A 24,407-nucleotide genomic window follows, 5' to 3' on the forward strand; every position below is an offset into this window, starting at 1 on the left:
GGGAGTCACCCCTCTCCCTCTGGGAGAGGGGCTGGGGGAGAGGGTGGTCACCCGCTGGCACGGTGCCTTGCCATTTTCGCGAATGAATTCGCTCCCACAGGGCAGGACTGTGTCCTGCTTGGCGATTGAAATCGCCCCTACAGGACTGTGCTGGAGGTGGACCGGGAGTCACCCCTCTCCCTCTGGGAGAGGGGCAGGGGGAGAGGGTGGTCACCCGTTGGCACGCTGCCTTGTCATTCTCGCGAATGAATTCGCTCCCACAGGGCAGGACTGTGCTGAAGGTGAGCCGGGAGTCACCCCTCTCCACTTCAGGGAGAGGGGCAGGGGAGAGGGTGGTCACAAGCTGGCACGGTGACCTGCGATACCCACAAAAAGCCCGCGCACCTCTTCAGATGCGCGGGCTTTCACTTTTCCGAACGGCTCAGGCTTTGCGGCGGAACAGCAGGTGGTCGAGGCTGAAGCGTCCAGCGCCGTTGAGCAGCAGGGGCATGGCGGCGATCAGGTAGATCAGCGGCAGCTTGTAGTTGCCGTAGCCCTTGTTGGTGATGGCGTAACCCTGGGCGAGTTCCGAGAGGCTCGACCAGTGTTCCGGCCAGTGCACGGCGGCGATGGCCACAACGGTCAGCACCATGAGCACGAAGGTGGCGAAGCGGGTACCCAGGCCCAGCAGCAGGAGCAGGGGAGCGATCAGCTCGGCCCACATCGACATCTGCCAGCTGAGATCAGCCGGAATCACATTGAACGGGAAGGGAAAGGCGGACTGAATATCGACGAACCAGTTCTGGCCGTTCCATTTCTCCAGGCCGGATTCGAAGAACTCCCAGGCGAGGAATAGGCGCAGCGGCAGATCGGCGCTCCAGGCGCCGATGCGGTCAAGCTGGTTGAAGGCAAACTTGAACGGGGAGAGGGCAAGGCTGGACATGGGCGGGCTCCTTGGGTCCGGGTGCAGCGGCGGGATGCCGTTGCTGCTCTTGCGTCCATGTTGGGGTGGGGGCTTGTCCCGGATGTGTCCCGCCGTATCCCGTTGTGTATCGCTGTGTAGGTTGTCTCAGGCGTTGGCGCCCAGTTCCAGCTGGGCGCAAAGGCCTCCGCTGTCACGGTTGGAAAGGGTCAGGCGGCCGCCCAGGGCCTGGCTCAGTTGCTGGGCGATGGCCAGCCCGAGGCCGGTACCGCCCGTGCTGCGGTTGCGCGAGCTCTCGACCCGGTAGAAGGGTTTGAACACTTCCTGCAGTTCCTCCTCGGCAATGCCCGGACCTTCATCCAGTACCTGCACCAGGACCTTGCCCTGTACATCGCGCTGAACTTCCAACTGGGCGCTGCCGCCGAATTTCAGGGCGTTGTCGATCAGGTTGCTGAGTACCCGGCGCAATGCATGAGGGCGGGTTTCCAGCAGCATGCCGCTGGAACCAGCGAGGTTCACAGCCTGGCCGCTGTCCTGGTAGTCACAGACCAGGCTGTCGAGGAAGGCGTCGAGGTCGACCCGGCACAGGGCTTCGCTGGTGCCATCCATGCTGCGGGCATAAGCGACCCCTTCGCGCACCAGGTGCTGCATTTCATTCAGGTCGCTCCACAGGCGCTCGCGTTCGACCGAAGCGTCCATCTGCTCTACACGCAATTTCATGCGGGTGATGGGGGTCTGCAGGTCGTGGGAGATGGCAGCCAGCAGTTGCATGCGTTCTTTCAGGTAGGCGCCGATGCGCCCTTGCAATGAGTTGACGGCGCGAGCGGCGTAGGCGACTTCCTGGGGACCGCGCTCATCCAGCACCGGGCCGGAAGCGTCCGGGTCGAGGTGGTCAACGGCCTGGGCCAGGCGGGTCAGCGGCCCGATGGCCATGCGTACTGCCAGCCAGGTGCAGGCCAGCAGCACCGCCAGTTGCAGGAGCAACACCACCGGCAGCCATTGCGCCACGGGAATCGGGCCGGGGGTGACGTCGACGGTCAGCGGCCTGCCGTCGCTCAGCCTCAGGTGCCCCTGGAAGTGGGGCGCAGGACCGGGGATGTTCTCGAAGCGCACCGGAAAGCGCTCGCCAATGGCCCGTTCTATGGACGCGGCGGCCATATGGGGATTGGCCATATCCATGGGGACACCCGGCTGGCCTTCATCGAGCCGGTAGCGGTAGTTGCGCCGTTCCAGCAGCGACAGCCAGGTGGCACGTTCCTCCGCCGGCAGGCGGTCGATCAGCGCCACGGCAGTGCTGACGTCGTTCTCCAGATTGCCGAGCATTACGTTGCGGCCGGTCTGGTAGCGCTCGTAGAACTGCGAAGCGAAGGACAGCCCATAAGCCAGCACCAGCCCGGTCAGGAAGATCAGCGCCAGGCGTGCGGCCAGGGTGCTCGGCCAGCGGGGCAGGGACATCACGTCGACGGCTCGATCAGCTGCACGGGCAGCGAAAAGACATAACCCTCGCTGCGCACCGTCTTGATATAGGCAGACTCGCGAGGGTCGTCCTGCAGGCGCTGACGAAGGCGGCTCACCAGCAGGTCGATGGAGCGGTCGAACACATCCGCCTCGCGGCCTTGGGTGAGGTTGAGCAACTGGTCGCGGCTGAGCACCCGCTGTGGATGGTCGAGGAAGACCCGCAGCAGGCGGTACTCGGCGCCGCTCAGGGCCACCAGGGTGCCTTCGGCGTCCAGCAGGTGGCGCGCGGTGGTGTCCAGACGCCATTTGCCGAAGCCGATCAGCCGGCTGCTTTCGCTGATCTGCAGGTTCGGGGGCAGCATCCGTGTGCGCCGCAGCACCGCATTGATGCGCGCCAGCAGCTCACGGGCGGAGAAGGGTTTGGTGAGGTAATCGTCGGCGCCCATTTCCAGGCCGATGATGCGATCGGTCTCGTCATTGCGGGCGGTCAGCATCAGCACCGGCGTCGCCTTGTGCTTGCCCACGCGCAGCTCCCGGCAAAGGCGCAGGCCATCGTCGCCGGGCATCATGATGTCGAGGACGATCAGGTCGACCGCGTTGCCTTCGAGGAACGCGCGCATCTGCCGGCCATCTGCCGCCAGGCTCACGCGCAGGCCGTTCTTCTTCAGGTAGTTGCCGACGAGTTCTCGGATTTCCCGGTCGTCGTCAACGATCAGGATGTGATCGACATGGTCCATGGACAAACCTCGTTCTGCTCGATTCGCGACCTAGTGTATCGGGCCGCGCGGCGCTTGCCCGCTGCCCTTTGTATTGCAGTGTATCCAGCGCTTTGCTGATACCTGCGATTGCACTTTGGTCGAAAGTATCTCTCTGTATCCGGAATGCTTGCAGATACCTGGCAGGGCAATCGCAGGCCGCCGTGGACACATCAGCGATACCTCCCACCGCTGGAATTGGCCCCAACGGATGCAGTGGTGCATCCGCCCCATTTCCCATTGGTGAGGAGACCTCCATGAAAATTCTGTCCCTGAGCGCCTGCCTGCTGGCAGCCACCTTCAGTTTCGCAAGCCTCGCGGCCCAGGCCTCGGGAAACGTCACGCCAGAGCCGTACCGCTACGGCATGCACCTGGATATCAACAAAGTGGTGTCCATTCACGAAGAACCGTCCGTCTTGTGCCAGGTGGTGGATGCGCGCATGGATTACCTGGACTCAAGCGGACAGCAGCACAGTCTGTCGTATCGCAAGCTGGCCGACGCGTGCGGCAACGAAAACTGAACCACGACCCCCGTTTCCAGCGCCACTGACGGCGCGAATCGCCAGCCCGGAGCCTGCGGGCCCAATTTTCATCGAGGTGTCCATGTATCTTGTCGCCTTTCTCGGCGGGGTGCTGACGCTGTTCAGTCCCTGCGTTCTTCCTGTCCTGCCCCTGCTGTTTTCCCGCGCCGGCGGCCCGGCCTGGTCGCCCTTGCTGACCCTGGTCGGCCTGGCGTCGGGCTTTGCGGTGCTGGCGAGCCTGGCGGTGGTCTCCAGCGAGTGGGTGATCCATGCCAGCCAGTGGGGTCGCTACCTCGCCCTGGTGCTGCTGGCCGTGTCCGCGCTGGCCCTGTTGTCCAACCGTTTCGGCACCTTTGTGTCGCGCCCCTGGCTGTGGCTGGGTGACCGTTTGCACGGCGATGCCCGGCGCCTGCCGCCGACGCTTTCAGCCTGGCTGATGGGGTTTGCCGCCGGCCTGCTATGGGCGCCCTGTGCCGGCCCCATCCTGGGGCTGATCCTGTCCGGCGCCATGCTCAACGGCCCCAGCGCATCCACCAGCCTGTTGCTTCTCAGCTATGGCCTCGGCAGCGCCGTGGCGATGGGGGCGCTGATTTTCCTCGGCCGTGGCGCCTTCCAGCGCGCGAAGCTGTCGTTGGGAACCGTGGAGTGGCTGCGTCGCGGCGCCGGTGCCCTGGCCCTGTTGGCGGTGGTCGGCATCGCCAGTGGCACCACGGATCGTCTGGCTGGCGTGGGTGACTCGCGCCTGGCTTCCTCGCTGGAGCGCAAGGTGATCGACGGCGTTCCGGTGCTGCTGGAGAAACTGGTGAGCAGTGCCCGTGCCGCGGATGTCGGGCAACTGCCGGACATGGGCGCGATGCCGTCGCTCGATGGCGCCACCCAGTGGCTCAATAGCCCGCCGCTCAGCAACGAGCAGCTGCGCGGCAAGGTGGTGCTGGTGGATTTCTGGACCTTCGACTGCATCAACTGCCGGAACAGCCTGCCGTACGTGAATCAATGGGCGGAGCGTTACGCCGACAAGGGCCTGGTGGTGATCGGTGTGCACACGCCCGAATACCCCTTCGAGCGGATCATCGACAGCGTGCGCGAGGCGACCGTCCGCCTGGGCGTGAAGCACCCGGTGGCCATCGACAACCAGTACCGCATCTGGAATGCCTTCACCAACCAGTACTGGCCGGCGCACTACTTCATCGATGCCAATGGGCGTGTGCGCACCCTGCACATCGGTGAGGGCGACTATGAAGAGCAGGAGGCGATCATCCAGAAGCTGCTGCAGGAGCGAGATGCTGCCGTTAAGGGCGCCAGCGCGACCTGATTGCGCAACACCCGGTCATGGAAGGGTTTTGGAAGCACCTGCCCGAGGTGGTAGGTTCTCCCACCCATTCATGACCGAAGGACCCTTCCGATGCGCCCGACAGGAAAGTACTGCGCAGCTTCACTCCTGCTTGCGCTGGCGGTCAGCCTCGCCAGCCAGGCCATGGCCCGCGAGCTGCCGACGGATCTCGATGCCAGCGTCCAGCAGGCGGCCCGCCAGGTCATGCAGCAATACGGCATTCCCGGCCTGGCCATTGGGGTCACTGCCCAGGGCGAGCAGCGCTTCTACAACTACGGCGTGGCGTCCAAGGCGACGCAGCAAGCCGTTACCAGCGATACGCTTTTCGAAGTCGGCTCGGTCAGCAAGACCCTGACCGTCGCGCTGGCCACCTACGCCGAAACGCTCGACAAGCTCCAGCTCACTGCGAGCCCCAGCCGTTACCTGCCGGAGCTCAAGGGCAGCAAGCTCGACCAGGTGACGCTGATCAACCTGGCCACCCACACCGCCGGCGGCTTTTCACTGCAACTGCCGGATGGCGTCCGCACCCGACACCAACTGATGGACTACTACCGCGCCTGGCAGCCGCAATACGCGCCGGGCACCTACCGGACCTACGCCAATCCCAGCATCGGCCTGCTGGGTGTGGTCGCGGCCAGCAGCCTGGATAAGCCTTACGTAGCCGCCATGGAAAGCGTGCTGCTGCCTAAGCTCGGCATGGGCAATACCTTCATTGAGGTTCCGGCTGATGCGATGCCGCGTTACGCCCAGGGCTACAACAAGCACGATGCCCCGGTACGGGTGAATCCGGCGATGCTGGCCAACGAAGCCTACGGGGTGAAGACCAGCAGCAAGGACCTGCTGCATTTCGTCGAGGCCCATCTCGGCCAGGTTCCGCTGGAGGCCGGGCTGCAACGCTCTATCGACGCGACCCGGACGGGCTACTACAAGGTCGGCGCCATGACCCAGGACCTGATCTGGGAGCAATACAGCTACCCGGTGGCGCTGGAGACGCTGGTGAAAGGCAATGGCAGCCAGATGGTGCTGGAGAGCCACGCGGTCACCGCCATCGAACCGCCGCTGCCGCCGCAGAAGGCGGTCTGGGTCAACAAGACTGGAGCCACCGATGGCTTCGGCGCCTACGTAGCTTTCGTGCCGGAGAAACAACTCGGCATCGTGCTGCTGGCCAACAAGAATTACCCGAATGAGGAGCGGGTGAAGCTGGCCTATCGGATTCTTGGTGAATTGGAGGCGGGGCAGAAGACTCGCTAGTCGAGGGGCGATCGCTCCCTCGGGAAAGCCAATCGTGACCGCAGGGTGTGCTGCGCGCACCAACTGCAGGGGCGACGCCGCGCGTGGCTCAGCCCCTGGTGCGCGCGGCGCACCCTACGAATCAGCCTTCAGGACATCACCACTTGCCGGTGCTCATGCCGCCGTCCACGGCCAGGACGACGCCGGTGGTGAAGTTCGCGCCGGCCAGGTACAGGACGGCTTCGGCGATCTCCTCAACCGTGCCGACACGGCCGGCCGGCGCCAGGTTGTTGAGGAAGTCGCGGGAGGCCGGGTCGTGCATCGGGGTGTCGATGATGCCGGGGGCGACTGCGTTCACCTGGATGTTGTGCGGCGACAGTTCCAGGGCCAGGGCGCGGGTCATCTGGTTGACGCCGCCCTTGATCAGCACCGGCAGGGCAGCCGGAACGCTGATGTTGGGTTGCAGGGCCACCGAAGCGGAGATGTTGACGATGTGGCCACCGCCTTGCTGCTGCATGTGCGCGGCCGCCACCTGGGAGGTGTAGACCACGCCCTTGAGATTGGTGTCCAGCAGGGCTTCCAGGTCTTCCGGGGTGTACTCGATGAAGGGCTTGGGCAGGAAGAAACCGGCGTTGTTGACCAGCACTTCGACGCTGCCGAAGGCTTCGATCGCGGTGGCGAAGACCTTGCGGGCGGCGGCCGGGTCGGCCACGTCACCGGCGACGCCGACGAAGCTGGCCGGGTTACCCAGGCTGGCGGCGGCTTCTTGCAGGCGTTCGGCGGAGCGGGCGGTGCCGACGACGTTGTAGCCGGCGTCGAGGAAGGCCTTGGCCAGGCCCAGGCCGATACCGCTGGAAGCGCCGGTGATAACGACGGTTTTCTTGCTCATGGTGGTTTCCTCACAAATAGGCTCAGGGGGGCTTGCCGTAGCAACTGATCGAGAGGATTAGCTGCTGGTGAGGCGGACTATATTTGTGAGCGAATCGCCGATAAATCGGGTTTCCCTTACTTCAGTTGATACCTTGTGTAATCAATCGAGATCGCCTGGCAGCAGGCATTCAGCCCATGAAAACGCCGACTGCGGGGCACCACAGAAGTGGCCCCCGCATTGTTCTGCGGCTTGGGTCAAAGCGAGCAGGTGTTTCAGCGGCTGTAGCGTGCGGCCGGAGCGCTCAACGACAGGTTCGGCATCAGTTTCTGCCGCGCAGCTTCATAGGCATCCAGGTCGGCGATGTCCGGAAGGGCGGGAATGGTGACGAACTCGCCCTGGTCGAACCCGGCAAGCGCCGCGTCCACCATGTCTTCCGCCTTCATGACGATGGCACTGGGAAGGTACTCCACCGGCGTGCCGGCGATCTCCCAGAAGTCGGTCGCGGTAGCGCCGGGGAGCACGACCTGCACCCGGACGTTCTTCTCCTGCAGTTCCTTGTGCAGGGACTGGCTGAATGCGAGCACGTAGGCCTTGGAGCCCCCGTACACACCGTTGAGGACCTCCGGCGCGATGGCGACGATCGAGGCGATATTGATGATGGTGCCGCCGCCACGGGCGACGAAACCGGGTGCAGCCGCGTAGGTCAGGCGCGTCAGCACGTTCACATTGAGGGTGAGCAGGTCGTCCAGCTTGTCGATGTTCGACTCGAGAAGAGGGCGGGTCGCGCCGATGCCGGCATTGTTCACCAGCGTCGTGATGCTGGCATCGGTGCGAAGGATGTTCTCGACCCGTGCGAGGTCCTCCTTGTTGGCCAGGTCGGCGACCACGACTTCCACGTTGCGCCCGGTCTCATCGCTCAAGCGCCGGGCCAGCGCATTCAGGCGCTCGCGGTTGCGAGCCACCAGGATCAGGTCATGGCCACGGCGGGCCAGGCGGTCGGCGTAGATCGCACCGATACCGGACGAAGCGCCGGAGATGAGGGCGGTGCCGGGATGTGAGTGAGTCATGTTGTTGCTCCAGGGTGGGTGGGACTGGAGAACAGAGTGCTGCGGATTTACGATGTCTTAAATGACATTTATAGTCATGTTTCAGGACATCCCGGGAGGTACATATGCACCGAATCGGCTATCTGCTGACGGATGGTTTCCAGGTCCTTTCATTGGCCACCCAGACCGTATTCGAGTTCGCCAACCTCGTGGCCCGGGAACCCTTCTACAGCATCCAGAATTACTCGCCGGACGGCGGTCTGGTGCGCTCTTCGCTGGGGCTCGCGATCGAAACCCATGCACTCGATGCGCCTCGCCTGGCGGACACCTGGATGGTCGTCGGGGTCAACGACCCGTTGGCGGAGCCACCTCCCCAGGCCGTCCTCGACTTCGTGCGCCAGGCTGGTAGCCAGGCGCGACGTACGGCCGGTGTCTGCACCGGTGGCTTCGTGCTGGCCGAGGCAGGCTTGCTGGACGGGCGCCGTGCGACGACCCACTGGGCCTTCGCTCTCGAAATGCGCAAACGCTTTCCGGACATCGATGTCGAGGATGACCGCATCTACATCGTCGACGAGCCGATCTGGACCTCAGCCGGCATGACCGCTGGGCTCGACCTAGCCCTCGGCATGGTGGAAAAGGACCTGGGCGCGGAGGCGGCGCGTTCGGTGGCGCACAAGCTGGTGATGCACCAGCGCCGCTCCGGCGGGCAGTCCCAGCATTCGGAGATGCTTGACCTGGCGCCCAAGTCGGACCGCATCCAGAACGCGCTGAACTATGCACGCAATCACCTGAATCGCCCGCTTGGCGTTGAGGAACTGGCGGAAGTCGTGCACCTGAGCCCACGTCAGTTCACCCGGGTATTCACCGCCGAAACCGGACAGTCGCCCGCCAAGGCCATCGAGGGGCTGCGGCTGGAGGCGGCGCGGCTGATGATCGAACAGAGCCGTCATTCCCTGGATGTGGTCGCCAGGGAAACCGGGTTCCGCGACCGGCGCCACATGCGCGAGGCCTTCATACGGGGTTTTGGTGTGCCGCCCCAGGCCGTGAGACGGGATGCGCGCGGCGTGACGGTTTGAAGGGCAGGGCGCTGCTCGGTGCTCCCCGCTCGGGTTGTATCCCTCTGTATCCAGGCGTCGCCGGATACATGAGCACGCAAAACAAGCGCCGGGCGACACACGCAGGGAACCGGCCCCATGGAGACTGAGCTGGCCACCAGCGACAGCCTCGATGGCCTGGAGCTGGTTGGGCCCGATGCCCACAACCTGAGCGGAATCCAGTTCGATGAAGACCCTGAAGACCCTGAAGAGCCTGCTGACCTCCATCGCCTTTTCCCTGGCCGGTGTTGCCGTGCACAGCAACGCCGCCACCGAGAATCACCGCAACGCCAGTGGTGTCTGCTTCCAGACGACGCCGCTGGGCAGCAAGAAAGTGTCGCCGCAGTCGGTCGAGGCCGGTTCCAGCGGCGATCCATTCGATCGCTGAAAACGAACTTCCGCGCTGGTCGTCCACGGCTCCGCCGTCGGTGGGCGCGGGCTATAACTGACCACCACAACCTGCTGCCGAGGACTTCCACCATGCGTGATGGGAACTGCGAATTGCTGAAACAGGTGCTGAACGCCCACGGCGGACTGGACCGCTGGAACCGCTTCAATAGGGTGCGCGCCAGTATCGTGACCGGAGGCTCCCTGTGGGGGCTGAAGGGCCTGACCCAGGACAGCGACCCAAGGGAGATGACCGTCTGGCTGCATGAGCAGCGGGCGTCGGTCACCCCCTTTGGCGCGCCAGACAAGCGCACCGCTTACACACCTGGGCACATCGCCATCGAGACCACCGGCGGACAGTTGGTGGCCGAGCGCGCAGACCCCAGAGCGTCATTCCACGGCCACGGCGAAACCACACCCTGGAACCCGCTTCAGCGGGCCTACTTCAACGGCTACGCGCTCTGGTCCTACCTGACCATGCCATTCCTGTTCACCTGGCCAGGCGTCAGGGTCGAAGAGTTGGCGCCGTGGGAAGAGGGAGCCGAAACCTGGCGCCGGCTGCGGGTGCATTTCCCGGAGAGCGTGGCGACCCACTGCGCGGTACAGGACTTCTACTTCGGTGAGGATTTCCTGCTGCGTCGGCACGACTATCAGCTTGACGTCAGCGCAGGCTTGCCGGCCGCCCAGTACGTTTCCGACTACATCGAAGCGGAGGGCCTGCGCACGCCCGGCAAACGGCGGGCCTATCGACGTGACGAGCAAGGCCGGGCCATCGAGGCGCAATTGCTGGTGTCCATCGACATCAGCCAGCTCCGCTATGAATGAGCTGCCGGGATGGCGGCCGATTGGGCGTTGAGAGCAGGAAAAGGGGAGGCGTTGCCTCCCTTTTCCATTCAGGCCATACCACTTGCCGGTACTTTGGCCTCCAGGATGCAGGGCCGGCGGCTCAGCTGTAGGCGCTGCGGTAGGCGAAGATGCCCGGCAGCCCACCCGTCATCACGAACAGCAGGTTGCTGCCGGGCGGAAACCCACCATTGCGAGCGGCAGCCAGCAATCCCGCGAATGCCTTGCCGCCGTAAACGGGGTCGATCAGCAGCCCCTCGTGGGAGGCGAGCAGACGGGTTGCTTCCAGCATCGCCTGGGTGGGGGCGCCATAGGCTTCGCCACGCTGTGTGCCATCCACCTTGACCGCGCTTTCGTCCAGGGACGTGGATGGAGCGAGTAATTGGAGTGTCTGCCGGGTCTTTTCCACGGTCGTTGCGAGCGTCTGCTCGGCGGTTCCCAGTACGGAGTAACCCGTGATTCCAGTTGGGGAACCGGCCAGTGCAACCCCGGCCAGCAGGCCTGCCTGGGTTCCGCTGCTCCCGTTGGGCACGATGATCTGTTGGAACTGCACGCCGACTGCGTCCGCCTGTTGCAGGATCTCGGCCGCGCAAGCGGCGTAGCCCAGCGCGCCGGTCGGGCTGGAACCGCCGAGCGGCATGACGAAGGGCTTCCTGCCCAGGCGTGTGAGACGGTCCACCTGTTCGGCGGCATAGGCGTCCGGGGCCGCTCCGAGGGGCAGGCGATGGATGGTCGCACCGAACAGGGCGTCCAGCAGGACATTGCCGTTGAGCTGATAGTCATCGTCCGTGCGCACGCCGGACTGGGTGAGGATCAACTCGCAGGCCAGGCCGTGGCGCGCGGCCACCGCAGCGGTCAGGCGGGCGTGATTGGACTGCAGGCCGCCCCAGGTCACCAGGGTATCGGCGCCGGCTGCGAGCGCTTCGCCGAGCAGGAACTCCAGCTTTCGCAGTTTGTTCCCGCCGCCACCCAGGCTCGTGAGGTCGTCACGCTTTACGTAGAAGTTGCAGCCGTTGAATTCGACCAGCTGGCTCAGGCGAGACAGCTTCTGGATCGGCGTGGGGGTTTCCACCAGCACCACCCGGGGATGGCTGGCGAGGGCCGCCTCGAGACGGTTCAGGTCATGTGTCATTGAGGTTCCCTCCGGACATGGGAAAGGTCGTGTTGGTGTTTTTCAGCGCTCCGCGGCGACCTGCCGAAGCGCCTTCTCGTAGTAGTCCGCCGCTTGTGCGCCGCTGATCAGGTGCTTGCCGTTGAGGACGACGGCCGGAACAGCGTGCACGCCACGGCTGGTGTAGTAGTGCTCGCGCTCCTGGACTTCCTGGCTGAACTGCCCGGAGGAGAGAACTTCCAGCGCCTCGTCGCGGGCAAGGCCCACATCGCCGGCCAGGCTGGCAAGTGTCTCGCGGTCGCTGATGTTCTGGCCATCGCTGAAGTAGGCGCGGAACAGCAGGTGGGCAAGCGGCCGCTGCCGCCCCCTGGTTTCGGCCCAGCGCATCAGGCGGTGGGCATCGAAGGTGTTGTAGAAGTGCGTGCGCTTCCTGAGGTCGAAGTGGAAGCCGATCTCCAGCCCACGGGAGGTGATGTTTTCCTGGCTGCGGGCGACATCCGCGGCACTACGCCCGTACTTCTGCATGATGTGTTCGACCGCATCCTGACCGGCTGCCGGCATCTCGGGATTCAGTTCGAACGGCTGGAAGACCAGCTCGATCTCCAGTTCCGCCGGCAATCGTTCCAGGGCTTGCGCCAGTTCTTGCAGTGCAATGGCGCACCAGGGGCAGACGGGGTCCGAGATGAAGTCGATTCGGATGGGTTCACTCACGGGATGTTCTCCGTTTTCCTTCAGGTGTCAGGTGGCTGCGGACGTTGCGTTCACCCTTGCCGCCAATTCGAGGACAGGGGATTCCCGCCCGGCCGGGTGCCAGGCGGGAGGGACTGGGATGGGCGTCATCCAGGCTGGTTCTTGCGGTACTCCGTGGTCGTCATGCCGGCATAGCCCCAGTTATCGGTGTCCACTTCTTCTATGACGATGTGGGTGAGGTCCGGGCGTTTGCCCAGCACACGTTGCAGGGTTTCAGTGATTTCGGCGATGACCTGGGCCTTCTGTTCCCGGGTAACCCCGTCGCGGGTGATACGAACGCTTACGAACGGCATCTTGAGTCTCCTGGAAGGAGTTTTGGGTGGTGGCACCAGGTCAGCGCTCGGCTGTCACTTGCCGGTGGGCAGGGAAAGCCTTGGCAGTGGCCGGAAGGTGCCGGAATCGACTGCACGGGACGAACTATATTTGTGCGAATTCGGACGATAAATGTAGGCTCCGATACTTCAGTTGATACCCGGTGTAATGAATCGTGAAGCGCCACTTTGACGACATTCAGTTAGGCAGCATCGAGCTCTTCTGTCTTGCCGCGGAGGAGGGAAGTTTCACTGCGGCGGCGCTGTCGGCAGGGGTAACGCCGGCGGCGGTGAGCCGCTCGATTTCGCGCTTGGAGGAACGACTCGGCACGCGGCTGTTCGTGCGGACGACCCGTAGCATCCGGCTCACGGAAAGCGGTCGCTCCTACTTCGAACAATGCCGGCAGGCACTGACCCAGCTGGTGGAAGCAGAGCGCGAAGTGATGGGCAAGCAGCTCGAACCCACGGGCGAGTTGCGCATCAGCATTCCCACCACCTATGGCCACTACCGCATCCTGCCGCTGCTCGCGCGATTTCGCGAGCGCCACCCGGGCGTGAGGGTCGACATTCACCTGAGCAACCGCAATATCGACTTCGTGGGGGAGGGCTATGACCTGGCGATCCGCGTGCGCGCCCAGCCCGACTCGACGCTGATTGCCCGGCATCTCGAAGACGCGCGGCTGGTGGTGATCGCCACGCCGCAATACCTGGCCAAGGTGGGCACGCCCACGTCCCTGGACGATCTCGACCGGCACGACTGCATCCAGTTCGAGCTTCCCAGCAGTGGGCGGCGCATTTCCTGGCTGTTCACCGAGAATGGCAAGGAACGGGAAATCTTCGCCAATGGCAATTACTGCTGCTCGGATGACGTTCTCGGCGGGGTGACCCTGGCCAAGCACGGCGCCGGGCTGTTCCAGACCTATCGCTTCATTGTCGAGCGGGAGCTGGAGGAGGGCTCGCTGGTGGAAGTACTCCAGGAGTTCGGCGGCCGCTCCCGCCCTTACACGCTGCTGTATCCCCACGGCCGCCACGTCCCGCTGCGCCTGCGTGCCTTCGTCGACTTCCTGATGGAGTGCAAACGGGAGTGGAACGTCTAAGGGGCGTACCCGTGAGTGGTCACGCGATCTCTCTCCTGAGGTTCCCGGCCTGACGTTCACTGTCGGCGGCTGGTTTCTGTATCCGCCTGTGTCTGGGGCCATCCTCGTTACATGTGCTTGTGAATCCAGCCCCCGAGCACTACATCCCGGATACAAGCCTGGGTTGAACTGCCTCCGCCGACCGGTGCTACCAGCAGGGCACCGGACCACGGCTCTTGCCAATCATTACCCGGGAGTGGATCCATCTCGCTCTCCGGGCTTTTTTCCGCAGGCAATGCGGGCCCAGGGAGACAACATGTCGAGAAACCTGCCTGATACGAATTACGCCGTGGACCAGCTCCGGGTCCAGACCTACACCAACGGCATCATCGGTCCCAGCCTGCCCATGCTGGGACCACTGGCCGATGGCGGCACCCTGATCACGGGCACGCCGCCGGGGTGCTGGGGGCCAATGATCACGCCGGCTTTCCAGGGTGGCCACGAGGTGACACAACCGGTGGCGATCGAAGGCGCTGAAGTGGGTGACGCCGTGGCGCTGAAAATCCAGCGAATGCGCGTCACCTCGCTGGCGACGTCCTCCGGGGTGATGAAGTTCGTCGAGGGGCGCTACAACGGTGATCCCTTCGTTGCCAAATTCTGTTCGTCCTGCGGTACCGAGCACCCGGCCAGCCATGTCGAAGGCATTGGTGAAGACGCCATCCGCTGCGACCACTGCGGTGCGGAAGTCAGCGCCTTCCGCTTCAGCCACGGCTACGTGATCGTGTTCGACCAGGAAAACCAGGTCAGCCTGACGGTGAACCAGGACGTGGCCAACGGCCTGGCCGGCAACGCTCCGGAAATGTCCGCCTTGCCGGAGCTGGCCGCGCAGCATTCGATCCTTTCCCTGGCGCGCGCCGATATGCCCGGCGTGGCCGCCCACATGCGGCCGTTCCTCGGCAACATCGGCACCACGCCAGCCATCGACATGCCCGACTCGCACAACTGCGCCGATTTCGGCCAGCACCTGGTAGACGCGCCCCATCGCTATGGCCTGACCCGCGAAGCACTGCATGCGGCCAAGACCGACGGACACATGGACACCAACTCGGTGCGCGAGGGCTGCATCCTGATCTGCCCGGTGAAGGTGCCCGGCGCCGGCGTGTACATGGGCGATATGCATGCCCAGCAGGGCAATGGCGAGATCGCCGGCCACGCGACGGATGTCTCGGGGGAAACGGAGCTGACGGTGGAGGTGATCAAGCACCTGACGCTGGATGGTCCGATCCTGTTGCAGAACCTCGATGACCTTCCGCCCATGGCACGCCCCATGAGCGCCGAACAATGCCGCAAGGTCGGCGAGCTGGGCGCACGCTGGGGGCAACACGAAGTCGAGCGCAATGGCCCCATCACCTTCATCGGCAGTGGCGAGGACCTCAACGCCGCCACCAAAAATGGCCTGCAGCGTGCCGCCGATGTCACCGGACTGCCCTACGATGAGGTGCTGAACCGGGCCACCATCACCGGCTCCATCGAAATCAGCCGCCTGCCGGGGACCGTGCGCGTCACCTTGCTGTGCCCAATGGACATTCTCGACCGCATGGGGATCGGGCATCTGGTGCGGGAGAAATATCAGCTCGATTGACCGGCGGGAAAAGCAATTGCCATCGTGCGAAGGGTGGAGATCGTCCAGCGCTCTCCATCCTTTGCACATGCCTCACGATTAAATTCGCCTATGGACGAAACTTCGTTCCATCAACCCGCTGAATCTCCTCAGCACTTTGCGCGATAAACCTCAGAAGCCATTGATCTACCGCGAGATCTCGACGGGCGAGCCGTGTAGATCAAGGCTTGCAGGCGGTCGCTGCAAACGTGGGATTCACAATCCTTGTCTACTATGAATGCCATTTCCAAAACCTATTGGCTGGGACGCTACCTCGATTCCAAGCTGAATAGAGTGGTTGGCTGAAGACAAAAAGAGGAGATAAGCATGTCAAGCGAAGCAAAATGCCCTTTCTCAGGGAAGAATGTGATCGCCGGTGTAGTGCCATCGAATGCGGAGTGGTGGCCCAACCAACTTAATCTCAAGATCCTTCATCAGCACTCGGCTGAATCCAACCCGCTGGGTGGGGAATTCAACTACGCCGAAGCTTTCAAGACCCTCGACCTCAATGCGGTGATCAAGGACCTCACTGCCCTGATGACCGACTCTCAGGAATGGTGGCCGGCGGACTACGGCCATTACGGCCCTCTGTTCATCCGCATGGCCTGGCACGCCGCGGGTACCTACCGCGTTGCTGACGGGCGTGGTGGTGCCGGTACCGGCAACCAGCGTTTCGCCCCCCTCAACAGCTGGCCGGACAACGGCAACCTCGACAAGGCACGCCGCCTGTTGTGGCCGATCAAGCAGAAGTACGGCAACAAGCTGTCCTGGGGCGACCTGCTGGTCCTCACCGGTAACGTTGCGCTGGAGTCCATGGGCTTCAAGACCTTCGGCTTCGGCGGTGGTCGTGTGGACATCTACGAGCCGGAAGACGACGTGTACTGGGGCGCCGAGCATGAATGGCTGGCCACGAGCGACAAGCCCAACAGCCGCTACTCCGGCGACCGGCAATTGGAAAATCCGTTGGCCGCGGTGCAGATGGGCCTGATCTATGTGAACCCGCAAGGTCCGGACGGTAATCCCGACCCCGTGGCGTCTGGCCGCGACGTGCGCGAAACCTTCGCCCGCATGGCGATGAACGATGAAGAAACCGTGGCCCTCACCGTGGGCGGCCACACCTTCGGCAAATGCCATGGTGCAGGCGATGCGGCCAACGTTGGGCCGGAACCCGAGGCGGCGGATATCACCGAAATGGGCCTGGGCTGGAAGAACGCCTTCGGCAGCGGCAAGGCCGGCGACGCCATCACCAGCGGCCTGGAAGGTGCCTGGACGCCGACTCCCACCCAATGGGACAACAGCTATCTGGAAACCCTGTACGGCTATGAGTGGGAGCTGACCAAGAGCCCGGCAGGCGCCCATCAGTGGAAGCCCAAGGGAACGACGGGTGACGGCGTTGTGCCGGACGCACACGACCCGAGCAAGCGCCACGCACCGATGATGACCACCGCCGACATGGCGATGCGCATGGACCCGGCCTACGAGAAGATTTCCCGGCGCTTCAAGGACAACCCGAAGGAGCTGGAAGACGCCTTCGCCCGCGCCTGGTTCAAGCTGACCCACCGCGACATGGGCCCGCGCAGCCGCTACCTCGGCCCGCTGGTGCCGAAAGAAGAGCTGATCTGGCAGGACCCGGTCCCGGCTGTCGACCACCCGCTGGTAAACGACCAGGACGTGGCTGCCCTGAAGGCCAAGATCGCCGCGACCGGCCTGTCCGTTTCGCAGTTGGTCGGCACCGCCTGGGCTGCCGCCGCTTCCTTCCGTGGCAGTGACAAGCGCGGTGGCGCCAACGGTGCCCGTCTGCGCCTCGCCCCGCAGAAGGACTGGGAAGTCAACCAGCCAGCTGAGGTGGCCAAGGTCATCGCCGCACTGGAAGGCGTGCAGAAGGACTTCAATGCCTCCGGCAAGAAAGTCTCCCTCGCCGACCTGATCGTGCTGGCCGGTGGCGTCGGCATCGAAACCGCTGCGAAAAATGCTGGCGTCAGCGTGACCGTTCCCTTCGCGCCGGGTCGTACCGATGCGTCGCAGGCTCAGACCGACGTCGAGTCCTTCGCGGTGCTGGAACCGCTCGCCGATGGTTTCCGCAACTACGTGAAGAAAGGCTATGAGGGTTCGACTGCGGAAATGCTCGTGGACAAGGCGCAACTGCTCAAGCTGAGCGCCCCCGAGATGACTGTCCTGGTGGGTGGCCTGCGTGTCCTGGGTGCCAACTTCGGCAAGTCGCAGCACGGCGTCTTCACCAAGCGCCCGGAAACGCTGACCAACGACTTCTTCGTGAACCTGCTGGACATGAGCACGAAGTGGCAGCGCTCCGCCTCCAACGAGCATGTGCTGGAAGGCCGTGACCGCGCGAGCGGAAGCGTCAAGTGGACCGCCACCGTGGCTGACCTGGTCTTCGGCTCCAACTCCCAGCTCCGGGCGATTGCGGAGATCTACGCCAGCAGCGACTCGCCGCAGGCCTTCGTACGCGACTTTGTCGCCGCCTGGACCAAGGTGATGAACCTGGACCGCTACGACCTCAAGTGACTGCACACGGCAGGCCCTGACGGGCCTGCCATTCCCAGCCTCAATCCAACGCCGCCGGCAGGAGTTTCCTGCCGGCGGCGTTGTTCTTTGTGCGTGGTTTACCGGATAGCCGGTCGTTGACACCCATCCTCATAGGTCTAACCTGAGGATGTGGGAAATTTTCCCACGGCAGGTTCCGAACTGGCTTACACGGACCGCTTGATGTTGACGGTTGATCCCATTGCTGTCGGCAAATGGCAAGCCGGTTGTTCGGCCGCTTCAACCGGGCGGTCACGCAATTTCAAACCCGTGCGTTCGATAGGGAGATGACTACGCATTACCGTGTGGAGGTTCATCATGCTACTCAAGAAATGCTTGTTGGCTCTTGCAATTGGTGGCGTTCTCTCAGCGTCGACAGTCCTTCTGCCCGATTCCATCGGCAGCTTCTCCCACGTATATGCCAAGGATGGTGGCAGCGGCGGCGGTGGAGGTGGTAGCGGTGGTGGCGGCGGCGGCCATGGCGGTGGCGGCAGTGGCAGTGGGGGCGGCGGTGGCCACGGTGGTGGCGGCAGCGGCGGCGGAAGTGGTGGCGGTGGTGGTGGCGGCCACGGTGGTGGCGGCAGTGGTAGCGGCGGTGGCGGCGGTCACGGAGGTGGCGGCAGCGGTGGTGGTCACGGTGGCGATGGCGGCGGTCATTCTGGTGATGGTGGCGGCCATAGTGGATCGGGCCACGGCGGTGATCGTGGCGACAACGGCGGCAACAGTGGGCCGGGTAGCGCCAACAGCGGTCGCAACGGCGCGGACGACGGTGCCGATCACGACGTCGGTGAAGCCCATGGCGTCGGCCACGGCGCGGACGACGGGCCTGACCACGACGTCGGTGAAGCCCACGGCGTTGGCCATGGCGCGGACGACGGCGCTGACCACGACGTTGGTGAAGCCCATGGCGTTGGCCACGGTGCGGACGACGGCGCTGACCATGACGTCGGTGAAGCCCACGGCGTTGGCCAGGGTGCGGACGACGGACCTGACCACGACGTCGGTGAAGTCCATGGCGTAGGCCATGGTGCGGACGATGGTCCTGACCACGACGTCGGCGATGATCGCGGCGGAGCCTGATAGGTCCGTCCGCTTGTCCACAAGGCCCGGCGTAGCTCCGGGTTTTGTGGCATCTGTGATGACGATGGTGATGGTCGCCCGAGGGAGCCGAAGCAGGATCATTGGTCGACCGACACCGTCTAATAGAGTGGGGTGGCGCTATGGACAGCTTGCCCAGCGGCGTTCTCCCCACTTGGCTTTTGTATTCATTTCAACAGGAGTGCCTTGAATGCAAATACCCACTTTCCCGCCCTCACTATTGCCGGCGCTGCAGCACGTCATGCGCCCGATTGTGAGGTTGATGCTGCGGAAAGGGGTGACTTACAACTGCTTCGCCGACCTGCTCAAACAAATCTTCGTCGACGTCGCCGAGAGTGAATTCCGCCTCGACGACAAGAGCCCTACCGACAGCAGGATCAGCCTGCTCACCGGCGTCCATCGCAAGGACGTCAAACGGCTCCGTTCGAAGGCTGGCGGCGAGGAGAACGAGTTACCGGAAAACGTGTCCTTCGGCGCGCATCTGGTCAGCGTCTGGATGAACAACGCACCGTTCTGCGCCAAGCCTGGGAAGCCGTTGCCGCTGCCACGGCTGGCGAGCGTTGGCGGAGAAGGCTCGTTCGACGGGCTGGTGGCGAAGGTCAGCAAGGACATTCGCGCCCGCGTGGTGCTGGATGAGTGGCAACGCCTCGGCATTGTGCGGATAGACGACCAGGACCGTGTGCACCTGGAAACCATGGCTTTCATTCCGCAGCGCGGGTTCGACGAGATGGCGGCCTACTTTCGCCACAACCTCCACGACCATGCCTGTGCCGCCGTACACAACCTCACCGAGACGGCCGATCCGTTCTTCGAGCGAAGCGTCCACTACGACAGCCTTTCCCCGGCCAGCGTCGACCAGCTTCGCGAAGCGGTCAGGGCCGAAGGCATGCAGGTGCTGATCGCCTTCAACCAGTTGGCCGCTGATCTGGAAAACAAGGACATTCCTCCTCCAGAGGCTCGCCAGCGCATCACCATCGGCTTGTATTTCTACACTGAACCTAATCCCCCGGCGGTTTCCAAGCCGAAGACACCTGGATCGTCATGAACGTCGCCACGCGCATTCTGTGCACCCTGGCCGTGGTTTGTGGGCCATTGCTAGTCGCCATTCCTCCCGTGAACGCAGCACCCGCCTGCCTTGAGCCAGGTGGCATGGGCGGCACGGGGGCGGTGGCGACCGGTGGGATGGGGGGTACCGGCGCGCCAATGGAGAACGGCGGCATCGGCGGTACCGGTGCTCCGGCCGAGCATGGCGGCATTGGTGGCACTGGAGCGCCTGCCGGAGAGGGAGGCATCGGTGGCACGGGCATCGTCGGCACGATCACCGGCTTCGGCTCCATTTGCGTCAACGGCGTTGAAGTGCACTTCGACAACAAGGTTGCGCTCAGCGAAAACGGCGTGCCCGCCAGTGCCAATCGCCTGGCCATCGGACAGGTGGTCGCGGTGGAAGCTGGCACTTCGGCTCGGGGGCTGGAAGCGCGCAGCATCGCGATTCTCCATGCCTATGAAGGCCCGGTGACCCAGTCCGCGAAGGGAACCGCCGCCCTGCGGGTGATGGGGCAGCCGGTGCGTCTCGCTCCAGGGGCACGGGTGGCCGAAGGCCTGCGCATTGGCGAGCCGGTGCGGGTGAGCGGCCTGCGCAATGCGCTGGGCGAAGTGGTTGCCAGCCGCATTGACCGGGCACCGAAGCTGACCCAGGTCAGCGCCATCGGCGCCATCCAGCGACCCGGCGAGTTGCAAGGACTGGCGTTGAGCAAACCGTTGCCGCGCAGCGCCGAGGTGCTGGTCCGCGGTACCTGGAATGGCAAGGAACTGAATGTGGCCGAGACCCGTGCCGATCCGGGGCTGCCCTTTGGCGGGCGTGCCGGCAAGGCACTGATTGAAGGCCTGGTGTACTCGCAGCAAGGCAACCGCATCGAATTTGGCGGGTTCACGGCCTACGTCGGGGACGACACCGCCTTTGCCGGTGGCAAGCATGCCGACCTCGCGGTGGGTCAGCGCATCCGCGTGCGCGGCGTGTTCGACAAGGGGCGCACCATCCGCGCTGACCACATCGAGTTCCTCCGCGAACGTCAGGACGGCGCGTCCCACCAGGGTTCTGGCCATCAAGACGAGGATTCGGACAGTTCAGGCAAATCGGATGACTCGGGTGGTTCGGGTAGTTCGGATGACTCGCGTGATTCAAGCGGTCACGGCAGTGACAACTCCGGTTCTGGCAGCGGCAATGAGACCCGCGTGCGCGTCGAGAATGGCGAGACCCGGCAGCGTGTCGAGCGGCAGGTGGTATCACCCACGGGCGACCTGCAACGTCGGGAACGCATAGAAACCCGCCAGTCCGGCAACCGCGTGGAAACCCGCGAACGGATCGAGATCTTCCAGGACGGCGTTCGCGTGGAACGAATCGAACGGATAGAGCGGATCGACCGTCCCGACAAGGTCGACAAACCGGACCGGGTCGAAAAGGTTGAGCGGGTGGAAAAGGTCGAGCGGCCTGAGTCGGTGGAACGGCCGGAACCGGTCGAGCGGGCCGAACGGGTGGATCATTCCGGTCCTCATTGAGCGCGGTTTCTGCGAGGCCAGCTAAGCTGGGGAAAGCACCTTGCCCGGGCGCTTAGTCGCGGGGCAGGGTGCAATTAGCTGCCGCGCTTTGAGTGGCCCTGTCTGTCTCGGGCAATGCGCCGGCGTGAAGGTCGAAGTCCGCTCCGCAACGAGGTAGACATGAGCCCCACCCGCGCGCTTGTCCCCGGTCTGTTGCTGTTCCTGGCGCTGCCAGCCCAATCGGATGTTTTCAGCATGTCCACTGGGCTTGACTACTCGCAGGGGTCCTACGGAACTCCGAAAACCAGCGAAACCTGGTATGTCCCGGTGATCGCCAAGTACGAAACCGGGCCGATGATCTACAAGCTCACCGTTCCCTACCTGCGCATCACCAATCCCGCCGTGGGGCCGGATGGGGTGCCCGTTTCCGGCGATTGCGGCAGCGTGGAGGAGGGCGTAGGTGACACTGTGGCCAGCGCCGACTACGCGCTACTGGATGGCAGTGACGGCGGAAGCCTGCTGGTGGACCTGATCGGCAAGGTGAAGGTGCCGACGGCCGATGAAGATAAATGCCTGGGAACCGGCAAGACCGACTTCGCCGCGCAGGTAGATCTCACCAAGGGCTTCGGATCGTTCAGCGGCTTCGCCACACTCGGCTGGCGCAAGTTCGGCGATCCTTCGGACACCGACTTCCGCGATCCGATCTACACCTCGGTCGGCCTGGTTACCCGGGTGGCGCCGAACACCTCCGTGGGAGCGGCCTATGACTGGCGGCAGAAGGTGACTTCCGACGGTGACGAGATCCAGGAGTTCAGCCTGTTCCTCACGCAAAGGCTCGGGCCGGACTGGAAGGTCCAGCTGTATGCACTGGCGGGTTTCTCCGACGCCAGCCCGGAATCCGGCGGTGGTGTGCTGCTCACTCACTCTTTCTGATTCATGCCTATCATTGGCGCGAAAATAACCAGATCCACTTGTTCATTTTCGCCTTTGCTTTGAAAGTCCTTCTTCGCCTCGCGGCTGTTTGCTGCGGCGATTCCTCGGCAGACTCCCCACCCATACGCTGGCTGGGTGAGTTCGTCCCGGCTGGCCCTCACAGACAATGGAGCCCAGCCATGAACCTCGCTTCCCTCGCCAGCCAGCGTTACACCACCAAGGCCTACGATCCTGCCCGCCGCATTCCCCAGGCGACCATCGACGAATTGCTGGCGATGCTTCACCAGGCACCGTCTTCGGTGAACTCCCAGCCCTGGCACTTCGTGGTTGCCAATACCGAGGCAGGCAAGGCCCGCCTGGCCAAGGGGACCCACGGAAACTACGGCTATAACCAGCCGAAGGTGCTGGACGCCTCCCACGTCATCCTCATCTGCGCCCGCACGGATCTGACCGAAGCCCACCTGGCGCAGGTGCTCCAGCAGGAGCAGGAGGACGGGCGTTTCCGTGATGCCGAAGCGCGTGCCGCGCAGTTCCGCACCCGCCAGGGTTACGTGGACCTGCACCGTTTCGAGCGCAAGGACCTGCAGCACTGGATGGAGAAGCAGGCGTACCTGGCACTGGGCACCCTGTTGCTCGGCGCCGCTGCGCTGGGTGTGGATGCCACGCCCATGGAAGGGTTCGACGCCCTGGCCCTGGACGCTGAACTGGGCCTGCGCGAGCGTGGCTTCACTAGCGTGGTGATGGTCTCCCTCGGCCACCGCAGCGAGAAGGACTTCAACGCCGCACTGCCCAAGTCGCGCCTGCCGGCCGAGCAGGTCATCACTGCACTCTGACCCCCACTGCCGCCACAGCGCCCCGCCATTGCGGGGCGTTTTCGTATCGCACCGCCTATCCTGTCCCGTCGGGCGTAAATGAACTCATTCCGCAATCGCGCTGTCTGTCCGCTGTCGGCCCCGCGGGGAATCGGCATGGCCAGTCGCTAGCGGGCGACTGCGCTGCGCCGAATTTCACCCCGTGGTTTTCCTATCCAGAATTATTTGCCCGGCCGGCTTTTCGCGCCCGTACTTCGGGTTTCATTCCATCGCCATGTGAAGATTGCCCATGTCCCGACACTGTTCTTTCCCCGCCCGTGTTTCCCCGTTCCCACGCCGCCTGCTCGGCGCCATCCTGCTGGGTGGCCTGGCGATAGCCGGAGCATCGGCACAGGCCGAGGAACCCGCGAGCAACGCGCGCTGGGTAAGCGACAGCCTGACGACCTACGTACGCAGCGGCCCAACCGACGGCTACCGCATCGTTGGCACCCTGACCTCGGGGCAGAAGGTGGAGCTGCTGAGCACCCAGGGCGACTACAGCCAGGTGCGCAGCGAGAGCGGCAACAGCGTGTGGATTCCCAACCGCGACCTGCAGACGGTGCCCGGCCAGACCGAGCGCCTGCCGCAACTGGAACAGAAAGTAGCCGAACTGACGGCGCAGCTCGACGGCATCGACGGCACCTGGAAGAACCGCGTGCAGGGCATGCAAGAGACCCTGGACTCGCGCAAGAAGCTGATCGATGAACTCCAGGCGGCGCGATCGGCGCTGGATTCCGAACTGACCCAGGTGCGCTCCGAACTGCGGGATGCCCAGGCGCAGCTGGGGGACGAGAACAAGCAGGTGCTGATGCGCTACATGGTCTACGGCGGCAGCATCGCCGGCGCCGGGCTGCTGGCCGGCCTGATCCTGCCGACCTTGCTGCGGGTCAAGCGCAAGCGCAACGACCAGTGGGTCTGAGCCACCTCGTCGAACTGGAATCTTCATGCCGTAGGGTGCGCCATGCGCACCGGCTCCGGATTTGGCCCCGGCGCGGCTGAAATCCCTGGTGCGCGCGGCGCACCCTACGAGGAATTCGAATCATCCTGGAATTTCCGCACGGTGTCGGTGCAGGCACCACCCCCTGCAAGTGCTTAGACGAGCCTA

23 protein-coding genes are annotated in these 24,407 nt (G+C 64.1%); 15 read left to right on the forward strand and 8 right to left on the reverse strand.

The features are described 5' to 3' along the window. Nucleotides 1-421: 421 nt before the first annotated feature. The 3 genes from E8E91_RS24440 to E8E91_RS24450 all read right to left on the reverse strand — a co-directional run bounded on the left by E8E91_RS24440 (nt 422) and on the right by E8E91_RS24450 (nt 3,096). Nucleotides 422-922, reverse strand: a complete 501-nt coding sequence (locus E8E91_RS24440; RefSeq protein WP_280379532.1) for a DoxX family protein — start codon at nt 920-922, stop codon at nt 422-424. Between the two features lie 126 nt (nt 923-1,048). Then, nucleotides 1,049-2,356 (reverse strand): HAMP domain-containing sensor histidine kinase, encoded by a 1,308-nt coding sequence (locus E8E91_RS24445; RefSeq protein WP_280379534.1) that lies wholly within the window; start codon nt 2,354-2,356, stop codon nt 1,049-1,051. Continuing rightward, nucleotides 2,356-3,096: a response regulator gene (locus E8E91_RS24450; protein WP_280379535.1), complete on the reverse strand. Its 741-nt coding sequence runs from the start codon at nt 3,094-3,096 to the stop codon at nt 2,356-2,358. Before E8E91_RS24450 ends, E8E91_RS24445 begins: the two co-directional genes overlap by 1 nt. Before the next feature lie 275 nt (nt 3,097-3,371). On the opposite strand from E8E91_RS24450, the gene E8E91_RS24455 reads away from it, so the two are divergent. The 3 genes from E8E91_RS24455 (at nt 3,372) to ampC (ending at nt 6,216) form a co-directional block, all read left to right on the forward strand. Continuing rightward, nucleotides 3,372-3,635 carry a DUF2790 domain-containing protein gene (locus E8E91_RS24455; RefSeq protein WP_280379537.1) on the forward strand — a complete coding sequence of 88 codons (264 nt, stop codon included), beginning with the start codon at nt 3,372-3,374 and terminating at the stop codon, nt 3,633-3,635. Between the two features lie 82 nt (nt 3,636-3,717). After that, the gene (locus tag E8E91_RS24460; protein WP_280379538.1) at nt 3,718-4,947 is read left to right on the forward strand and encodes a redoxin family protein; all 1,230 of its coding nucleotides are present in this window, start codon (nt 3,718-3,720) and stop codon (nt 4,945-4,947) included. A gap of 90 nt (nt 4,948-5,037) precedes the next feature. After that, nucleotides 5,038-6,216, forward strand: a complete 1,179-nt coding sequence (gene ampC, locus E8E91_RS24465; RefSeq protein WP_280379541.1) for a class C beta-lactamase — start codon at nt 5,038-5,040, stop codon at nt 6,214-6,216. A 136-nt stretch (nt 6,217-6,352) separates the two neighbouring features. Here ampC and E8E91_RS24470 read toward each other — a convergent pair whose 3' ends face one another. Then, nucleotides 6,353-7,084 carry an SDR family NAD(P)-dependent oxidoreductase gene (locus E8E91_RS24470; RefSeq protein ID WP_280379542.1) on the reverse strand — a complete coding sequence of 244 codons (732 nt, stop codon included), beginning with the start codon at nt 7,082-7,084 and terminating at the stop codon, nt 6,353-6,355. A 254-nt stretch (nt 7,085-7,338) separates the two neighbouring features. Further along, nucleotides 7,339-8,133, reverse strand: a complete 795-nt coding sequence (locus tag E8E91_RS24475; RefSeq protein ID WP_280379544.1) for an SDR family oxidoreductase — start codon at nt 8,131-8,133, stop codon at nt 7,339-7,341. A gap of 104 nt (nt 8,134-8,237) precedes the next feature. Here E8E91_RS24475 and E8E91_RS24480 point away from each other — a divergent pair, with 104 nt between their 5' ends. The 3 genes from E8E91_RS24480 to E8E91_RS24490 all read left to right on the forward strand — a co-directional run bounded on the left by E8E91_RS24480 (nt 8,238) and on the right by E8E91_RS24490 (nt 10,418). Then, nucleotides 8,238-9,188 (forward strand): GlxA family transcriptional regulator, encoded by a 951-nt coding sequence (locus tag E8E91_RS24480; protein ID WP_280379545.1) that lies wholly within the window; start codon nt 8,238-8,240, stop codon nt 9,186-9,188. 205 nt (nt 9,189-9,393) lie between these two features. After that, a complete protein-coding gene (locus tag E8E91_RS24485; protein ID WP_280379547.1) occupies nt 9,394-9,594 on the forward strand; it encodes a hypothetical protein in 201 nt (66 codons plus the stop codon). 92 nt (nt 9,595-9,686) lie between these two features. Beyond that, on the forward strand, nt 9,687-10,418 hold the full coding sequence (locus E8E91_RS24490) for a hypothetical protein (protein WP_280379549.1): 732 nt from the start codon (nt 9,687-9,689) through the stop codon (nt 10,416-10,418). 121 nt (nt 10,419-10,539) lie between these two features. On the opposite strand, the gene E8E91_RS24495 is transcribed toward E8E91_RS24490, so the two are convergent. From E8E91_RS24495 to E8E91_RS24505, 3 genes are all read right to left on the reverse strand, one after another. After that, nucleotides 10,540-11,568, reverse strand: a complete 1,029-nt coding sequence (locus E8E91_RS24495) for a D-cysteine desulfhydrase family protein (protein WP_280379551.1) — start codon at nt 11,566-11,568, stop codon at nt 10,540-10,542. Nucleotides 11,569-11,610: 42 nt separating this feature from the next. Next, a complete protein-coding gene (locus E8E91_RS24500) occupies nt 11,611-12,258 on the reverse strand; it encodes a DsbA family oxidoreductase (protein ID WP_280379552.1) in 648 nt (215 codons plus the stop codon). A gap of 125 nt (nt 12,259-12,383) precedes the next feature. Next, nucleotides 12,384-12,590: a 4-oxalocrotonate tautomerase family protein gene (locus tag E8E91_RS24505; protein WP_044874485.1), complete on the reverse strand. Its 207-nt coding sequence runs from the start codon at nt 12,588-12,590 to the stop codon at nt 12,384-12,386. A gap of 194 nt (nt 12,591-12,784) precedes the next feature. On the opposite strand from E8E91_RS24505, the gene E8E91_RS24510 reads away from it, so the two are divergent. The 9 genes from E8E91_RS24510 to E8E91_RS24550 all read left to right on the forward strand — a co-directional run bounded on the left by E8E91_RS24510 (nt 12,785) and on the right by E8E91_RS24550 (nt 24,221). Then, nucleotides 12,785-13,705: a LysR family transcriptional regulator gene (locus E8E91_RS24510; protein ID WP_280379554.1), complete on the forward strand. Its 921-nt coding sequence runs from the start codon at nt 12,785-12,787 to the stop codon at nt 13,703-13,705. Between the two features lie 295 nt (nt 13,706-14,000). After that, nucleotides 14,001-15,326, forward strand: a complete 1,326-nt coding sequence (locus E8E91_RS24515; RefSeq protein ID WP_280379556.1) for an acetamidase/formamidase family protein — start codon at nt 14,001-14,003, stop codon at nt 15,324-15,326. 345 nt (nt 15,327-15,671) lie between these two features. Then, nucleotides 15,672-17,867 (forward strand): catalase/peroxidase HPI, encoded by a 2,196-nt coding sequence (gene katG / locus E8E91_RS24520; protein WP_280379558.1) that lies wholly within the window; start codon nt 15,672-15,674, stop codon nt 17,865-17,867. Between the two features lie 336 nt (nt 17,868-18,203). Continuing rightward, entirely contained in the window at nt 18,204-18,965 is a 762-nt protein-coding gene (locus E8E91_RS24525; protein WP_280379560.1) for a hypothetical protein, read from the forward strand. 208 nt (nt 18,966-19,173) lie between these two features. Continuing rightward, complete coding sequence (locus E8E91_RS24530; RefSeq protein ID WP_280379561.1) at nt 19,174-20,028, forward strand: DUF6502 family protein; 855 nt, start codon at nt 19,174-19,176, stop codon at nt 20,026-20,028. After that, nucleotides 20,025-21,539: a DUF5666 domain-containing protein gene (locus E8E91_RS24535; RefSeq protein WP_280379563.1), complete on the forward strand. Its 1,515-nt coding sequence runs from the start codon at nt 20,025-20,027 to the stop codon at nt 21,537-21,539. The genes E8E91_RS24530 and E8E91_RS24535 overlap by 4 nt, the downstream gene beginning before the upstream one ends. A 159-nt stretch (nt 21,540-21,698) precedes the next feature. Then, nucleotides 21,699-22,451, forward strand: coding sequence for a hypothetical protein (locus E8E91_RS24540; RefSeq protein ID WP_280379565.1), 753 nt, complete (start codon nt 21,699-21,701; stop codon nt 22,449-22,451). A 179-nt stretch (nt 22,452-22,630) separates the two neighbouring features. Continuing rightward, nucleotides 22,631-23,284, forward strand: a complete 654-nt coding sequence (gene nfsB, locus E8E91_RS24545; RefSeq protein WP_280379566.1) for an oxygen-insensitive NAD(P)H nitroreductase — start codon at nt 22,631-22,633, stop codon at nt 23,282-23,284. A gap of 268 nt (nt 23,285-23,552) precedes the next feature. Further along, nucleotides 23,553-24,221: a TIGR04211 family SH3 domain-containing protein gene (locus E8E91_RS24550; protein WP_280371532.1), complete on the forward strand. Its 669-nt coding sequence runs from the start codon at nt 23,553-23,555 to the stop codon at nt 24,219-24,221. The last annotated feature ends 186 nt before the right edge of the window (nt 24,222-24,407 follow it).

The organism is Pseudomonas sp. BN515 (genome assembly GCF_029873155.1).
Lineage (GTDB): Bacteria > Pseudomonadota > Gammaproteobacteria > Pseudomonadales > Pseudomonadaceae > Metapseudomonas.

Coding starts and splice junctions, on each gene's coding strand:
- E8E91_RS24440 (WP_280379532.1), bottom strand. CDS start 922: ATGTCCAGCCTTGCCCTCTCCCCGTTCAAGTTTGCCTTCAACCAGCTT.
- E8E91_RS24445 (WP_280379534.1), bottom strand. CDS start 2,356: ATGTCCCTGCCCCGCTGGCCGAGCACCCTGGCCGCACGCCTGGCGCTG.
- E8E91_RS24450 (WP_280379535.1), bottom strand. CDS start 3,096: ATGGACCATGTCGATCACATCCTGATCGTTGACGACGACCGGGAAATC.
- E8E91_RS24455 (WP_280379537.1), top strand. CDS start 3,372: ATGAAAATTCTGTCCCTGAGCGCCTGCCTGCTGGCAGCCACCTTCAGT.
- E8E91_RS24460 (WP_280379538.1), top strand. CDS start 3,718: ATGTATCTTGTCGCCTTTCTCGGCGGGGTGCTGACGCTGTTCAGTCCC.
- ampC (WP_280379541.1), top strand. CDS start 5,038: ATGCGCCCGACAGGAAAGTACTGCGCAGCTTCACTCCTGCTTGCGCTG.
- E8E91_RS24470 (WP_280379542.1), bottom strand. CDS start 7,084: ATGAGCAAGAAAACCGTCGTTATCACCGGCGCTTCCAGCGGTATCGGC.
- E8E91_RS24475 (WP_280379544.1), bottom strand. CDS start 8,133: ATGACTCACTCACATCCCGGCACCGCCCTCATCTCCGGCGCTTCGTCC.
- E8E91_RS24480 (WP_280379545.1), top strand. CDS start 8,238: ATGCACCGAATCGGCTATCTGCTGACGGATGGTTTCCAGGTCCTTTCA.
- E8E91_RS24485 (WP_280379547.1), top strand. CDS start 9,394: ATGAAGACCCTGAAGACCCTGAAGAGCCTGCTGACCTCCATCGCCTTT.
- E8E91_RS24490 (WP_280379549.1), top strand. CDS start 9,687: ATGCGTGATGGGAACTGCGAATTGCTGAAACAGGTGCTGAACGCCCAC.
- E8E91_RS24495 (WP_280379551.1), bottom strand. CDS start 11,568: ATGACACATGACCTGAACCGTCTCGAGGCGGCCCTCGCCAGCCATCCC.
- E8E91_RS24505 (WP_044874485.1), bottom strand. CDS start 12,590: ATGCCGTTCGTAAGCGTTCGTATCACCCGCGACGGGGTTACCCGGGAA.
- E8E91_RS24515 (WP_280379556.1), top strand. CDS start 14,001: ATGTCGAGAAACCTGCCTGATACGAATTACGCCGTGGACCAGCTCCGG.
- katG (WP_280379558.1), top strand. CDS start 15,672: ATGTCAAGCGAAGCAAAATGCCCTTTCTCAGGGAAGAATGTGATCGCC.
- E8E91_RS24525 (WP_280379560.1), top strand. CDS start 18,204: ATGCTACTCAAGAAATGCTTGTTGGCTCTTGCAATTGGTGGCGTTCTC.
- E8E91_RS24530 (WP_280379561.1), top strand. CDS start 19,174: ATGCAAATACCCACTTTCCCGCCCTCACTATTGCCGGCGCTGCAGCAC.
- E8E91_RS24535 (WP_280379563.1), top strand. CDS start 20,025: ATGAACGTCGCCACGCGCATTCTGTGCACCCTGGCCGTGGTTTGTGGG.
- E8E91_RS24540 (WP_280379565.1), top strand. CDS start 21,699: ATGAGCCCCACCCGCGCGCTTGTCCCCGGTCTGTTGCTGTTCCTGGCG.
- nfsB (WP_280379566.1), top strand. CDS start 22,631: ATGAACCTCGCTTCCCTCGCCAGCCAGCGTTACACCACCAAGGCCTAC.
- E8E91_RS24550 (WP_280371532.1), top strand. CDS start 23,553: ATGTCCCGACACTGTTCTTTCCCCGCCCGTGTTTCCCCGTTCCCACGC.